This is a genomic window from Streptomyces sp. PKA51 (assembly GCF_057552455.1).
In genome coordinates, this window is the sequence record NZ_BAAJPZ010000005.1 from 361,585 (window position 1) to 375,636 (window position 14,052).

Annotated in this window: 11 protein-coding genes; 8 read left to right on the top strand and 3 right to left on the bottom strand. The window is 71.7% G+C overall.

Translation table 11 applies throughout. The annotated features are described in order from the left end of the window. Positions 1-94: 94 nt before the first annotated feature. The 5 genes from AC27L3_RS11020 (at position 95) to AC27L3_RS11040 (ending at position 5,918) form a co-directional block, all read left to right on the top strand. Positions 95-1,189 carry a PAS domain-containing sensor histidine kinase gene (locus AC27L3_RS11020; RefSeq protein ID WP_487233807.1) on the top strand — a complete coding sequence of 365 codons (1,095 nt, stop codon included), beginning with the start codon at positions 95-97 and terminating at the stop codon, positions 1,187-1,189. After that, positions 1,186-1,887: a response regulator transcription factor gene (locus tag AC27L3_RS11025; RefSeq protein ID WP_365969639.1), complete on the top strand. Its 702-nt coding sequence runs from the start codon at positions 1,186-1,188 to the stop codon at positions 1,885-1,887. Before AC27L3_RS11020 ends, AC27L3_RS11025 begins: the two co-directional genes overlap by 4 nt. Before the next feature lie 131 nt (positions 1,888-2,018). Next, positions 2,019-3,149 (top strand): non-hydrolyzing UDP-N-acetylglucosamine 2-epimerase, encoded by a 1,131-nt coding sequence (wecB, locus tag AC27L3_RS11030; RefSeq protein WP_487233808.1) that lies wholly within the window; start codon positions 2,019-2,021, stop codon positions 3,147-3,149. Between the two features lie 78 nt (positions 3,150-3,227). Then, positions 3,228-4,595 carry an XrtP-associated glycosyltransferase gene (locus AC27L3_RS11035; RefSeq protein WP_487233809.1) on the top strand — a complete coding sequence of 456 codons (1,368 nt, stop codon included), beginning with the start codon at positions 3,228-3,230 and terminating at the stop codon, positions 4,593-4,595. A gap of 108 nt (positions 4,596-4,703) precedes the next feature. Then, positions 4,704-5,918, top strand: coding sequence for a hypothetical protein (locus AC27L3_RS11040; RefSeq protein ID WP_487233810.1), 1,215 nt, complete (start codon positions 4,704-4,706; stop codon positions 5,916-5,918). A 184-nt stretch (positions 5,919-6,102) separates the two neighbouring features. On the opposite strand, the gene AC27L3_RS11045 is transcribed toward AC27L3_RS11040, so the two are convergent. Further along, positions 6,103-8,739 (bottom strand): valine--tRNA ligase, encoded by a 2,637-nt coding sequence (locus tag AC27L3_RS11045; protein ID WP_487233811.1) that lies wholly within the window; start codon positions 8,737-8,739, stop codon positions 6,103-6,105. A 152-nt stretch (positions 8,740-8,891) separates the two neighbouring features. Between AC27L3_RS11045 and AC27L3_RS11050 the strand changes: the two genes are divergently transcribed. From AC27L3_RS11050 to AC27L3_RS11060, 3 genes are all read left to right on the top strand, one after another. After that, positions 8,892-9,875 carry a hypothetical protein gene (locus AC27L3_RS11050; protein ID WP_487233812.1) on the top strand — a complete coding sequence of 328 codons (984 nt, stop codon included), beginning with the start codon at positions 8,892-8,894 and terminating at the stop codon, positions 9,873-9,875. A gap of 22 nt (positions 9,876-9,897) precedes the next feature. Beyond that, entirely contained in the window at positions 9,898-10,890 is a 993-nt protein-coding gene (locus tag AC27L3_RS11055; RefSeq protein WP_487233813.1) for a hypothetical protein, read from the top strand. Between the two features lie 103 nt (positions 10,891-10,993). Further along, a complete protein-coding gene (locus AC27L3_RS11060; RefSeq protein WP_487233814.1) occupies positions 10,994-11,818 on the top strand; it encodes a hypothetical protein in 825 nt (274 codons plus the stop codon). A 71-nt stretch (positions 11,819-11,889) separates the two neighbouring features. On the opposite strand, the gene clpX is transcribed toward AC27L3_RS11060, so the two are convergent. Both clpX and AC27L3_RS11070 read right to left on the bottom strand, forming a co-directional pair. Further along, positions 11,890-13,170, bottom strand: coding sequence for an ATP-dependent Clp protease ATP-binding subunit ClpX (clpX, locus tag AC27L3_RS11065; protein WP_344434329.1), 1,281 nt, complete (start codon positions 13,168-13,170; stop codon positions 11,890-11,892). 172 nt (positions 13,171-13,342) lie between these two features. Next, on the bottom strand, positions 13,343-14,011 hold the full coding sequence (locus AC27L3_RS11070; RefSeq protein WP_365968869.1) for an ATP-dependent Clp protease proteolytic subunit: 669 nt from the start codon (positions 14,009-14,011) through the stop codon (positions 13,343-13,345). Positions 14,012-14,052 lie beyond the last annotated feature (41 nt).

Sequence of the window (14,052 nt, forward strand, 5' to 3'; positions counted from 1 at the left end):
CGACCAGTCTACGGACCCCGGGCGGCCGCGGGGCCGGGGCGCCCCCGGCACCCAGAGGAGCGGATTGATCCGCTTTGCCCTACGTTGGGAGACGATGGCATCGGCGTCCGGGGGCCCGAAGGACCCGGACCGGCTGCAGGCCGTCCTGCAGGCGGTCCTGGAGGCGCTGCCCGGTGGCGCCCTCCTGCAGGGCCCCACCGACGAGGTCCTGGCCGTCAACCGCCGCTTCACCGAGCTGTTCGGCGTGCCGGGCCCCGGCAGCGGCGCGGCCCCGACCCCCGGCGTGCACGTCCACCGGGTCGCCGAGCTGCCGCTCGCCGACGGCCGCGTCATCCGCCGCGAGGTCGAGCCCCTGCGCGACGGGGACGCGTACCTGGGCGCCCTGTGGGTCTTCACCGACATCACCGCCGCCAAACGCCGCGAGCGCGACCTGGAGCGCGACAACCGGGCCCTGACCGAGCTGGCCCGCCAGCGCAACGCCTTCACCGCCGCCGCCTCCCACGAGCTGCGCACCCCCCTGTCGTCCATCAGCAGCTTCGGCGAGCTGCTCGCCGACCCGTCCTTCGGCACCCTCACCGACGAACAGCGCTCCTTCCTGCAGGCCATCCGGCGCAACGCCGAACGCATGCAGCGGGTGATCTCCGACCTGCTGCTGACCACCCGCATGCGGGCCCCGGGCGCCGAGCCCGGGCTGGAGCTCGGCGACGTCGACGTGCCGCAGCTGCTCCTGGACGCCCTCCTGGAACACATGCCCGCCATCGAGCGCGCCGGCCTCTTCGCCGCCCTGGACTGCGAGCCCGGACCCCCACTGCGCGGCGACGCGCACCGGCTGCGGCACGTCCTGGGGAACCTGCTGGAGAACGCCGCCAAGTTCACCCCGCCCGGCGGCCGCATCGGCATCACCGCAGCCCTGCGCGGCGTGCACTGGGACATCGAGGTCACCGACACCGGCATCGGCATCCCCGAGGAGTCCCGCCACGAGATCTTCACCGGCTTCGTCCGCGCCCCCAACGCCCGCTCCGGCGGCTACCCCGGCACCGGCCTGGGCCTGGCCATCGCCCGCACCGTCGTCGGGCTCCACGCCGGGACCATCACCGCCGGCGGCCGGGCCGGCGAGGGCGCCACCTTCCGCATCCGGCTGCCGGTCGCCGGACCCGGCACCGCCGATCCGGCCGGAGGAGCGCCATGACCCGCGTCCTGGTCGTCGAGGACGACCCCGACCTCGCCCTCGCCGTGCGCGTCCTGCTCGCCCGCAACGGCTACGAGGCCGTGCACGCCGAGGACGGCCGCGAGGCCCTGCGGCTGCTGTTCGCCGAACGCCCCGCGCTGATGATCCTCGACATCGGCCTGCCCGGCCTCGACGGCTGGGACGTGCTCGAACGCACCCGCGACATGTCCGACCTGCCCGTCCTGCTGCTCACCGCGCGCGGCGCCGAGAGCGACCGCGTACGCGGACTGCGCGCCGGCGCCGACGACTACCTGCCCAAGCCCTTCGGCAACGACGAGCTCCTCGCCCGCGTCGAGGCGCTGCTGCGCCGCAGCGCCCCCGCCCGCTGGGCGGGCGAGAACCACGGCGAGGACGGGCTGCGCCTGGTGCCCGAACGCCGCTCGGCCATCTGGCACGGCCACGAGACCCGGCTCAGCGACATCGAGTACCGGCTGCTGCAGCTGCTCGTCCGCAACCGCGGCCGGGTGATCACCACCGAGCAGCTGCTGGACCGGGTCTGGGACGACCCCGAGGGCACCGGCCGGGAACGGGTGAAGTTCGCGGTGCTGCGGCTGCGCCGCAAACTGCGCCAGGCCGCGGGCGACGAGGCCGCCGACCCGCTGGAGGCCGTGCGCGGCCTCGGCTACCGCTACCGGCCGCCGGGGGACGAAGGTCCCTGACCGCACCGGGACCAAGGTCCCCGATCGTCCGTTCGCAACCGTCCGGCAACCGAACACCCGCCCGACCCGCAACCGACGCACCACAGGCTCGTGAGCGTTCGCCGTCGTCGTCCGCTCCAGGAGTCCCTCCCGTGCTGTCCCTGCCCCCGCGCAGCGTCGCCATCGTTCTCGGCACCCGCCCCGAGCTCGTCAAGCTGACCGACCTCGTGCGCCTCCTCGGCCCCGCCGCGCACCTCGTGCACACCGGGCAGCACTACGACGAGAACCTCTCCGGCCGCTTCCTGACCGAGCTGGGCCTGCCCGAGCCGACCTTCCTCACCGGCGTCGGCGGACAGCCCCGCGCCGTCCAGATCTCCGCCGCCCTGGCCCAGCTCGACGACCTCTTCACCGCCGAGCCGCCGCTGGCCGTCGTCGTCCAGGGCGACACCAACGCCGCCCTCGCCGGCGCGCTCGCCGCCAACGCCCGCGGCATCCCGCTGCTGCACGTCGAGGCCGGCCTGCGCAGCCACGACCGCAACATGCCCGAGGAGCACAACCGCGTCCTGATCGACCGCATCGCCGACGTGCTGTGCGCCGCCACCGAGGACAACCGGGCCAACCTGCTGGCCGAAGGCATCGACGACGCGCGCATCGCCGTCACCGGCAACACCGTCGTCGAGGCCGTCCACGGGCAGCTGCCCGGCGCCGCGGAGCGCGCCGCGCTCCTGCAGCGGTACGGGCTCGCGGCCGACGGCTACGTCCTGGCCACCGTGCACCGGCCCGAGAACACCGACTCCCCGGCCGCCCTGCGGGCCGTCCTCACCGAGCTCGGCGCCCTGGCCTCGGCCGACCGGCCCGTCCTGCTGCCGCTGCACCCGCGCACCCGCGGCCGCATCGAGGCCGCCGGCCTGGGCGGCCTCCTCGCCCCGCTGACCGTCACCGCGCCGCTCGGCTACGCCGAGTTCCTCGGCCTCGCCCGGCACGCGGCCCTGCTCGTCTCCGACTCCGGCGGCATCCAGGAGGAGTGCACCGTCCTCGGCCGTCCGCTGGTCGTGGTGCGGCGCTCCACGGAGCGGCCGGAGGCCATGGCGGACTTCGCGGAGCTCGTGGAGCCGGGGCCCGCCATCGGCGCGGCGGCCCGGCGCCGCCTGGCCGAGGGGCCGCAGGGGCTGGCGCGGCTCGCCGCACTGCCGAGCCCCTTCGGGGACGGGCTCGCGTCGGAGCGCATCGTCACGCTCCTGACGGCGATCGCGGCTCCGCAGGAGCTGGCCGCGGCGGCGTAGGAGTCACTTCCCGACCCCGCCCGCAGGGCCACCCACAGCAACCCGCATCCCACCCGCACCGGAGCACACCGCAGCCGCATGTTCTCTAACCCCTTCCTCCTCGTCTTCCCCTTCTTCCTCCTCCTCTGCTTCCTCCTCTACTGGGCCGGCGCCCGCCACGCCTACCTGCGCCGCCCCGCCGTGGAGAACGGCAACCCCGACGCGTTCGGCTGGCACTTCTTCGTCCCGTGCCGGGACGAGGAGGCCGTCGTCGGCACCACCGTCGCGCGACTGCGCGCCGACCACCCGGCCGCCCACGTGTGGGTCATCGACGACGACAGCGACGACCGCACGGGCGCCATCGTGGCCGGGCTCTCCGAGGAGGACCGCCGGGTGCACCTCGTGCGCCGGCACCGTCCGCACGCCCGCCAGGGCAAGGGCGCGGCACTCAACGCCGCGTACGACGAGCTGAACGAGTTCCTGTCGAAGGACACCGACCGCGAGCGCGTCGTGGTGTGCGTCGTCGACGCCGACGGCCAGCTCGCCCCGGACGCCCTGGCCAAGGTCAGCGGCCCGCAGGGCTTCGGCGACCCCGAGGTCGGCGGCGTCCAGGTCAGTGTCCGGATGCGCAACGCCGGCGAGAAGCACCCGCTCGGCGAGGACCGCGGCCGGGTCGCGAACGCCTTCGCCCGTCTGCTGGTGCGCATGCAGGACATGGAGTTCTCCGTCTCCAACGCCGGCATGCAGCTGCTGCGCGGCCGTACCGGTTCCGTCGGGCTCGGCGGCAACGGCCAGTTCACCCGGCTCGCCTCGCTGGACCGGATAGCCGCCGCCGAGCGCCGCCCGTGGCAGCGCGGTGCGCTGCTGGAGGACTACGAGCTGGGCCTGCACATGATCCTCAACGGTGACCGCATAGCACACATAGCCGACACCTGGGTCTCCCAGGAGGGCCTGCCGCACGGCCGCCGCTTCCTGACGCAGCGCACCCGCTGGGCCCAGGGCAACCTGCAGTGCGTGCGCTACGCGCCGCGCATCGTCTCCTCCCGCCACTACGGCGGCAGGGGCGTGCTGGAGACCCTGTACACGTTCCTGCAGCCGGTCGCGCACCTGGTGACGCTGGCGCTGTGCGCGGTGATGTTCGTCCTGCTGGGCCTTACGGCCGCCGCGGACGGCGCGGGTGCGGCCTTCGGCGGCATGCTGGCACTGTGGCCGCTGGTGCTGGGACTGGCCGTACTCTCGATCGGGCCGTTCGTGCTGTGGGGCCCGGTCTACCGCCGGGACTTCGCCTCCGACCGTTCGCTGCTGACGGCGGTGCTGTGGGGGCTGGCCCTGTGGCTGTACGCCTACCATCTCTTCCCGGCGTCGGCGCGTGGTTTCGTGCGGATGCTGCGCGGCCGCAACGGCTGGGCGAAGACCCGCCGCAATGCCGAGAGCACGGCGTCGGGCCCGGTGGCCATCGAGGCGTGAGCCCCGCCACAGCCCTTGCCGCACGAGCAACCTTCCTTCCGTTTCCGCCATCTGACCGACGGTGACATTCATGCCCGGAGCGGTTCCGGGTGGCGGAACGGGAGCGTCGTGCGCACACCCCACATCGGCAACCGGACGCACTTGGTCCTGCTCACCGCGTGGGCCGTGCTCTGGTTCGCCATCGTCGAGCCCAGCGGGGGCTTCTCCTGGCACTACCTCCGCACCGGCGGCGAGTTGATCTACGGGTCGTCCGGGGACGGCGGGCTGAACCTCTACGCCCGCCACCCCGAACTGCAGATGGGTCCGGTCAGCTTCCTGGTGGCCGGCCTGTTCAACCCCTTCCCGGCCGAGGTCGGGCAGGTGCTCGCCGAGGCGTTGATGTCGACGCTCGGCCTGGTGATCCTGGTGCTCGCCGGGCGCAGCGCGGCCCGGCACTTCCTGGGCACCGGCACCAACCACCAGCGGCTGCGGCGGCGCGTGCTGATCGCCGGGCTGGCGTTCACCCCCATGTGGATCGAGGTCTCGGTCCGCTTCGCGCATCTCGACGACGTGCTCGCGCTGTTCTTCACCGCGCTGGCCGTGTACTACCTGACGCGCTGCAACGCCGCCGCGACCGGCATCTGCATGGCGCTGGCCCTGGACTCCAAGCCCACGGCGCTGGCGTTCGTCCCGCTGCTGCTGGCGTTGCCGAAGGAGCGCTGGCTGCGGGCGGGGCTGTGGTGCGCGGCGCTGGTGGCGCTGGCCTGGCTGCCGTTCTTCGTGGTCGCCCCGGACTCCTTCGCCGCCGCGAAGTTCACCATCCCCAACAACCCGGCCTCGGCGCTGCGCTGGCTGGGTGCCAACGACCCGCAGACGCCGAGCTGGGCGCGGCCCGCGCAGGCGGCGCTGGGCCTGGCGCTGGGCACGATCGCCGTGTGGCGGGGCCGGTGGGCGGCGGTGGTGCTGCTGGGTGCCAACGCGCGCATCATGCTGGACCCGAGCGTCTACACCTACTACACGGCCTCGGTGCTGCTGGGCACGCTGCTGTGGGACGTGTGCGGGCAGCGGCGCCTGGTGCCGTGGTGGAGCTGGATCGCGCTGCTGGTGCTGTACGGCAGCGTCTTCCTCGTCCCGGACGAGTCGGCGCGCGGTCTGATCAGGCTGGGCTTCGTGGTGGTCTCCACGGCGTACGTGCTCTTCGCCCCGGTCCGCGACCGGCGCGAGCGCAATCAGCACCGGCCCCGGGGGCGGGTGGAGGAGGAACCGGTGGAGGGCCCGTGGGGCCCGATGTGGGACCCCGGCCGCACCAGGCCCTGGGAGGCCCGCCACCACGGCGCCCCGTAAGGGGCGCCCCGAAGGGGCGCGGGGAACTGCGCGACAAGCCACCGACGGCCTGCAGCCGAGGTTCACGGCACTCCGTCTGCGGGCGCGTCGTGGCTTGTCGCGCAGTTCCCCGCGCCCCTTCGGGGCACCGTGCAAAAGGGCCCCCGTCGCATGCGCGACGGGGGCCCTTTGTATCGGCCTGTGCTCAGGCGCCCGGCAGGGCCCGGAGCTGGCCGGTGATGCGCTCGATGTCGGCCTCGGCCGCGGCGAGCCGCGTGCGGATCTTCTCCACCACGTTGTCGGGCGCCTTGGCCAGGAACGCCTCGTTGCCGAGCTTGGCGTTGGCCTGGGCCTTCTCCTTCTCCGCCGCGCCGAGGTCCTTCGTCAGGCGCTTGCGCTCGGCCTCGAAGTCGATCGCGCCCGACAGGTCGAGCTCGACGGTGGCGCCGGCCACCGGCAGGCTGGCCGTGGCCTGGAAGCCCTCCTCGGCCGGCTGCAGGCGCAGCAGCTGGCGGATGGCCGCCTCGTGGGCGGCCAGCGCGGTGCCGGACAGCTCCAGGCGGGCCGGGACCTTCTGGCCGGGCTGCAGGCCCTGGTCGGAGCGGAAGCGGCGGACCTCGGTGATGACCTGCTGGAGGTTCTCGATCTCCCGCTCGGCCTCGGCGTCGCGGAAGCCGCTGTCGACCGGCCAGTCGGCGACGACGACGGACTCCTTGCCCGTCAGCGCGGTCCACAGGGCCTCGGTGACGAAGGGCACGACGGGGTGCAGCAGCTTGAGGGTGACGTCGAGGACCTCGCCCAGGACGCGGGCGGAGACCTCGGCCTGCTCGCCGCCGCCCATGAACGTGGTCTTGGACAGCTCGACGTACCAGTCGAAGACCTCGTCCCACGCGAAGTGGAAGAGGGTGTCGGTGAGCTTGGCGAACTGGTAGTCGTCGTAGTACGCGTCGACCTCGGCGACCACCGTGTTCAGGCGGGAGAGGATCCAGCGGTCCGTCGCCGACATCTTCTCGGCGGGCGGCAGCTCGCCCTCGACCGTCGCGCCGTTCATCAGGGCGAAGCGGGTCGCGTTCCACACCTTGTTGGCGAAGTTGCGCGAGCCCTGGACCCAGTCCTCGCCGATGGGCACGTCCACGCCGGGGTTGGCGCCGCGGGCCAGGGTGAAGCGGACGGCGTCGGAGCCGTAGGTGTCCATCCAGTCCAGCGGGTTGACCGCGTTGCCGAAGGACTTCGACATCTTCTTGCCGAACTGGTCGCGGACCATGCCGTGCAGGGCGATGGTGTGGAACGGCGGGGTGCCGTCCATCGCGTACAGGCCGAACATCATCATCCGGACGACCCAGAAGAAGAGGATGTCGTAGCCGGTGACCAGGACGGAGTTCGGGTAGAACTTCTCCAGGCTCTCGGTCCGCTCGGGCCAGCCGAGGGTGGAGAAGGGCCACAGGCCCGAGGAGAACCAGGTGTCCAGGACGTCGGTCTCCTGGTGCCAGCCCTCGCCGGTGGGCGGCTGCTCGTCGGGGCCGACGCAGACGGTCTCGCCGTTCGGGCCGTACCAGACGGGGATGCGGTGGCCCCACCACAGCTGGCGCGAGATGCACCAGTCGTGGAGGTTGTCGACCCAGTCGAAGTACCGCTTCTCCATCTCCTGCGGGTGGATCTTGACCTTGCCGTCGCGGACGGCACCGCTGGCGGCCTCGGCCAGCGGGCCCACCTTGACCCACCACTGCATGGACTGGCGCGGCTCCAGCGTCGTCTTGCAGCGCGAGCAGTGGCCGACGGAGTGCACGTAGGGGCGCTTCTCGGCGACGATGCGGCCCTCGGCGCGCAGGGCGCCGACGATGGCGGAGCGGGCCTCGAAGCGGTCCAGGCCCTGGAAGGGACCGTGGACGGTGATGATGCCGTGCTCGTCGAGGACGGTCAGCGACGGCAGGCCGTGGCGGCGGCCGATCTCGAAGTCGTTCGGGTCGTGGGCCGGGGTGACCTTGACGGCGCCGGTGCCGAAGCCGGGGTCGACGTGCGCGTCGGCGACGACGGGGATGCGGCGGCCGGTCAGCGGCAGCTCGATCTCGGTGCCGATGAGGTGCTTGTAGCGCTCGTCCTCGGGGTGGACGGCCACGGCGGTGTCGCCGAGCATCGTCTCGGCGCGGGTGGTGGCCACCACGATGGAGGCGTCGCCCTCGCCGTACTTGATGGAGACGAGCTCGCCGTCGTCGTCCTGGTACTCCACCTCGATGTCCGAGATGGCGGTCAGGCAGCGCGGGCACCAGTTGATGATGCGCTCGGCGCGGTAGATCAGCTCGTCGTCGTAGAGCTTCTTGAAGATCGTCTGGACGGCCTTGGAGAGGCCCTCGTCCATGGTGAAGCGCTCGCGCGACCAGGCGACGCCGTCGCCGAGGCGCTTCATCTGGCCCGAGATCTGGCCGCCGGACTCGGCCTTCCACTTCCAGACGCGCTCGACGAAGGCCTCGCGGCCCAGGTCGTGCCGGGACTTGCCCTCCTTGGCCAGCTCCCGCTCGACGACGTTCTGCGTGGCGATGCCGGCGTGGTCCATGCCGGGCTGCCACAGCGTCTCGAAGCCCTGCATCCGCTTGCGGCGGGTGAGCGCGTCGATCAGGGTGTGCTCGAACGCGTGTCCGAGGTGGAGCGAGCCGGTGACGTTCGGCGGGGGGATGACGATGGTGTACGGAGGCTTCTCGCTCTTCTCGTCCGCCTCGAAGTAACCCCGCTCTACCCAGCGCTCGTACAGCGGCCCCTCTACCTCGGCCGGCGCGTACTGGGTCGGCAGTTCGGGGGTGCTGTCCTTGGGCCCTCGTCCGGGGCTCTGCTGAGTGTTATCGGTCACGGACGGAATTCTACGGGTCACCGGTGACAGGTCACGAACTGCTTTCCACCCCGTCTCCGCCCCGCCGTTCGCCATGGACAGGCCATCCGGGAGGATGACGCGCACACGTTCGGCCACCCCCTGCCCCACCTCACGGCGACAAGAGAGAGACGATGAGCCAGCACCAGCCCGGCCCGTACGGCGCGCCGCAGCAGCCACCCCAGCCGGGCCCCTACGGCCAGGGCGGAGCCCAGCCGGGCCACGGCTACCCGCAGCAGCCCCCGGCGCCCTACGGCGCACCCCCGCAGCCCGGCCCGTACGGCGCCCCCGCACCGGGCCCGTACGGCGCGCCGGGGCAGCCGGGTCCGTACGGGGTGCCGCAGCAGCCCGGGCCGTACGGTGCCGCGTACGGGCAGCCGGGGATGCCCGGGCCGTACCCGCCGCCGGTGCCGCCGAAGCAGAGCAACACCGGCAAGGCCATCGGCATCGCGCTCGGCGCGGTGATCCTGGTCGGCGCGATCGTCGCGGGCGGCTTCGTGCTCCTGGCCGGCGGCAAGGACGGCGGTGGCGCCACCACGGCGGCCGACGGCAAGCGCTACAAGCTCACCGCGCCGGATGCGATCCTCGCCGGCGAGTACAAGAAGGACCCGGACGCGCACGTGCCCGCGTTCGGCGCGGCGGAGAAGACGGAGCTGCGGCAGATCGGCGTCGCCGACCCCGAGTCGATCTCGGGCGCCTACCAGACCGACGCCCCCGTCATGACGCAGAAGCGCATTCGTTTCATGGGCGCGTGGGGAACCATCAAGCGCCCCGAAGGCGTGGTGGACGGCATGTTCCTGTCCCTGCGGACGGCGATCAAAAAGGGCACCAACGACAACATGGAGCTCCTCGGCTCGTCCGAGAGGGTCTCCCCCGCCGGGCTCGACGACGGCGCCGTCATGAAGTGCCAGCAGACCCGCCTGGTGGGCACGACCGCGCCGGGCGGCAAGCCGATCACGATGCAGATGTGCGTGTGGGCCGACCACAGCACCACGGCGATGGTCCTCTCCCTCGACCAGGCCGCGGTGCTGGCCGGCAGGCAGGTCCCGCTGGAGCAGGCCGCCGAACTGACCGCGAAGACCCGCCGCGACGTGCGGGTCGAGATACCGAAGCAGTAGCCGGAGAGGACACCGCACCGCCATGAGCCAGCCCCCGCAGCCGGGCCCGTACGGCGTGCCGCCGCAGCAGCCGCCCCAGCAGCCCAACCCCTACGCCCAGCAGCCCCCGATACCCCAGCAGCCCCCGCAGGCACCGCAGCCCGCGCAGGCGCCGTACGCCCAGCAGCCCAACCCGTACCAGAACGCCGGTGGTTACCCGCCGGCGTACCCCTCGCCCTTCCCGCCGCCGGTGCCCGAGCAGCGCTCCGGCAAGGGCAAGGCCATCGGCATCGCCATCGGCGCGGTGGTCCTGGTCGGTGCGATCGCCGGCGGCGCGTACGCCCTGATGGGTGGCAAGGAGGACGGCGGCAAGCACGACGCCAAGGCCGCCGGGAGCGCCGGACCTTCGGCCTCCCCCTCCCCGTCCTCCTCCGCCTCCTCGCTCGCCCCGGGCGACGACGGCAAGCGCTACAAGCTCGTGACCCCCGACACCGTGCTCGACGGCGCGTACAAGAAGGACCCCAGCGGCAGCGGCGGCGGCTTCGCCTCCGTCGACCAGAAGAGCCTTCTGCTGCTGGGCGTCAAGGACGCGCAGAACGTCACCGCCGGCTATGTGACCGAGGGCACGGCGGCCGACCGCAAGGGGATGAAGTTCACCGGCCTCTACGGCCAGGTCAAGGACCCCGAGGCCACCGTGGACAGCATGTTCCTGAGCGTGTCGATGGCGTCGTCGAAGGAGAAGTCCGACGGCACGAAGACCACGCTCGACGGCGACCCGCAGAAGATGACGCCGGCCGGCCTCGAACCGGGCGCGGTGATGAAGTGCCAGAAGACCGTCTATTCGGGCGGGGAGCTGGGCTCGCGGACGTTCCGGATGCCGCTGTGCATCTGGGCCGACCACAGCACCGTCGGCACCGTCTTCGTCGCCGACGCCTCGGCGCTGGTGCCCGGCGGGTCGGAGGTGACCCTCCAGGACGCCGCCGAGCGCACCGCGAAACTGCGCAAGGAGACGCGCGTCGAAGTTACGAAGCAGTAGCCGTCGTTCCGAAACCGTTGCGGGCTCGACCTCAAGCCGGTACCAGCCGTCGCAAGGATGACGCAGACCCCCCACGGAATGATCCTGCGTCGAAAAGGACACGATGAGCTATCACCAGCCGGGCCCGTACGGTGCTCCCCCACAGCCGTACGCCCAGCCGCACTCCCCCACGCCGTACGGGGAGCCCGCCCCGCCCTACCAGCAGGAGCCGCCACGGCGCGGCAAGGGCAAGGCGATCGGAGTGACCGTCGGCGCCCTCGTGCTGGTGGGCGCCGCCGTGGGCGGGTACCTGTACTCCACCGGCGCCATCGGCGGCAGCGGCGGTGAGAAGAAGACGTACATGCTGGTGATGCCCGACGCGCTGCTGAGCGGCAAGTACACCAAGGCGACGACCTCGGCCCCGGACAAGCACCCGGAGTCCATCGCCGACAACGAGGACGCCAAGGCGCTCGGCATCGAGAACGGCACCGCCGTCTCCCAGTCGTACACCAACCTCGACAAGCAGCGGCTGTCGGTCAGCGGCGCCTACGGGAAGATTGCGAATCCCCGCAAGACGGTGGAGATGCTCATCGCCCGGATGGAGGAGTCCCAGAAGAAGCTGCTGGGCGCCGCCAAGACCAACGTGCAGAACGTCACGCCGTGGACGGACATCGCGCCCGGCGGCTTCAACGGGGCGGTGATGAAGTGCAAGGCGGACAAGAGCAGTTACGCGTACGGCACGATTTCGTCCTCGACCGAGAGCTCGGTGTGCGTCTGGGGCGACTCCGACACCATCGGCGTCGTGCAGCACACGGTCTCCCGGACCACGGGTGGGCTGGCGGCCGGTGCGGAGGTCTCCGCGACCGGCAATGCCATGAGCGCGCAGGAGCTGGCGGCGGCCACCGCCACCGTGCGCACGGAGACGCGCAAGGAGCAGGAGGACCAGTAGGGACTCCTGCGGCAGGAAAACGGGGGCTCCCGCCATGCGGCGGAAGCCCCCGTTTCGTGCGCGGGTCGTCGTCAGGCGCTCTTCTCGTGGCGCTCGCCCTGCTCGGCGCGGGTGCGCGGCACGAGGGTCGGGTTGACGTTGGACTGCACGACGTCGGCGGTGATGACGACGCGGGCGACGTCCTTGCGGGAGGGCACCTCGTACATCACCGACATCAGGACCTCTTCCATGATGGCGCGCAGGCCACGGGCGCCGGTGCCGCGCAGGATGGCCTGGTCGGCGATGGCTTCGAGGGCCGGGCGGTCGAAGTCCAGCTCCACGCCGTCGAGTTCGAACAGCCGCTGGTACTGCTTGACCAGGGCGTTGCGCGGCTCGACGAGGATCTGCAGCAGGGCCTCGCGGTCGAGGTTGTGCACGGAGGTGATGACGGGCAGCCGGCCGATGAACTCGGGGATCATGCCGAATTTCACCAGGTCCTCCGGCATGACCTCCTGGAACTGGTCGCTGGCCTCGATCTCGCGCTTGGAGCGGATCGTGGCGCCGAAGCCGATGCCCTTGGCCCCGGCCCGGGACTCGATGATCTTCTCCAGGCCGGAGAAGGCGCCGCCCACGATGAACAGGACGTTCGTCGTGTCGATCTGGATGAACTCCTGGTGCGGGTGCTTGCGGCCGCCCTGCGGGGGCACCGAGGCGGTGGTGCCCTCCAGGATCTTCAGCAGCGCCTGCTGGACGCCCTCGCCGGAGACGTCCCGGGTGATCGACGGATTTTCGCTCTTACGGGCGACCTTGTCGATCTCGTCGATGTAGATGATGCCGGTCTCGGCCTTCTTGACGTCGTAGTCGGCGGCCTGGATCAGCTTCAGCAGGATGTTCTCGACGTCCTCGCCGACGTAGCCGGCCTCCGTCAGGGCCGTGGCGTCGGCGATGGCGAAGGGCACGTTGAGCATGCGGGCGAGGGTCTGGGCGAGCAGCGTCTTGCCCGAGCCGGTGGGGCCCAGCAGCAGGATGTTGGACTTCGCCAGCTCGATGCCGTCGTCGCGGTGGCTGCCGTTCTCCCCGGCCTGCACCCGCTTGTAGTGGTTGTAGACCGCGACCGACAGCGCCTTCTTGGCGGCCTCCTGGCCGACGACGTAGCCCTCGAGGAACTCGTAGATCTCGCGGGGCTTGGGCAGCTCCTCCCAGCGGACCTCGGAGGTCTCCGCGAGCTCCTCCTCGATGATCTCGTTGCAGAGGTCGATGCACTCGTCGCAGATGTACACACCCGGACCCGCGATGAGCTTCTTCACCTGCTTCTGGCTCTTGCCGCAGAACGAGCACTTGAGCAGATCGCCGCCGTCACCGATGCGTGCCACGAGGTGCTTCCCCTTCGCCTGGGATCCGCCTTGTTCTGCGAACCCGAGTGCTTGCCTATCGACGGTACCTTGCCGGGCCCCCCGTGCGGGCCCCCCTTGGCCCTGTTCGGCCAAGGGAGGTCCGTCGCGGACGGCGCGGAGGCAACCGGGACGGCTGACCGATGGAGGACGGTCAGACGGCCACGGACGACTTGCGCGTCGAGACGATCTGGTCGACCAGACCGTAAGCGAGCGCGTCCTCAGCGGTGAGGATCTTGTCCCGCTCGATGTCGTCGCGGATCCTCTCGATCGGCTGGGTGGAGTGCTTGGCCAGCATCTCCTCCAGCTGCGTGCGCATCCGCAGGATCTCCTGCGCGGCGATCTCCAGGTCCGACAGCTGCTCGCGGCCCGTCTGGGTGGAGGGCTGGTGGATCAGCACCCGGGCGTTCGGCAGCGCCATGCGCTTGCCCGGGGTGCCCGCGGCCAGCAGGACCGCGGCGGCGGAGGCGGCCTGGCCCATGCAGACCGTCTGGATGTCCGGCTTCACGAACTGCATCGTGTCGTAGATCGCGGTCAGCGCGGTGAACGAGCCGCCCGGCGAGTTGATGTAGATCGAGATGTCACGGTCGGGGTCCATCGACTCCAGGCACAGCAGCTGCGCCATGACGTCGTTGGCGGAGGCGTCGTCGATCTGGACGCCCAGGAAGATCACGCGCTCCTCGAAGAGCTTCGCGTACGGGTCGTACTCGCGCACGCCCTGCGAGGTGCGCTCGACGAAGCGCGGGACCACGTAGCGGGATTCGACCTGCGGGCCCGTGTAGAGGCCGCTGGGGGACGAGATGTTCATGCGGGTGTTCACCATCCTGATGGCGGTCGGTGGGCTGGATTGCGGCTTGCTGGCGT